1 protein-coding gene is annotated in these 713 nt (G+C 48.9%); it reads right to left on the bottom strand.

Annotated elements, in window-relative coordinates:
* Positions 1-713 (bottom strand): hypothetical protein (locus tag HBO41_RS29945; protein WP_169988767.1); only part of this gene is annotated, 713 nt, incomplete at both ends.

Below are 713 nucleotides of genomic sequence, written 5' to 3' on the forward strand. Positions count from 1 at the left end.
CCCCTCTCTCCTCTTTTTCCTTTCTTCTCCCTCCTTCCCCCCTCTCCCCTCTTCCCCTCTTTTTTTTTCTCTTCCTTTCTTCTCCCCCCTCCCTTCTCCCTTTTCCCCTCCCCTCCCTTTCCTCCTTCCTCTCCCCTTTTTCCCTCCCTCCTCCTTCCTCCTCCTCTTTTCCTCCCTTCTTCCCTTCTTTCCCTTCTTTTCTCCCTCCCCCTCCCTCTTTCCTCCCTTCTCCCCTTTTTTCCCCCCCCCTTTCTCCTTCTCCTCTTCTCCTTCTTCTCTTTCCCCTCTCCTCCTCCCTTTTCTCCTCCCCTCTCTTTTTTTTCCTTTCTTTTTCTCTTCCCCCCTTTTTCTTTTCTTTCCCTCCTCTTTTTTCTTCCCCCCCTTCCCTTTCTTCCCCTTCTTTCTCTTTTTCTTCCCTTCTCTTTTCCTTCCTTTTCCCCTTCTTTCCTCTTTTTTTTCCTTTTTCTCCCCTCCCCCTTTCTTTTTTTTTTCCCCTCTTTTTTCTTTTTTCTCTTCCCCTTCTCCTCCCCTTCCCCTCCTTTCCCTCTCCCCCCCGCTTGCTTTCCCCTCTTTTTTTTTCTTTGTTTCGCCGGCTCCCCCTTCCTTTCTCTTCCCTCTTCTTTCCTTCTCTTCCTTTCCTCTCTTCTTTTTTTCTTCTTGGGCGTTTCCCCTGGCTTCTCTTCTCCCTTTCCTTTTTTCTTCTCTTTTTCCCA

The organism is Pseudomonas sp. WS 5146, from assembly GCF_012985495.1.
Classification (GTDB): Bacteria; Pseudomonadota; Gammaproteobacteria; order Pseudomonadales; family Pseudomonadaceae; genus Aquipseudomonas; species Aquipseudomonas edaphica.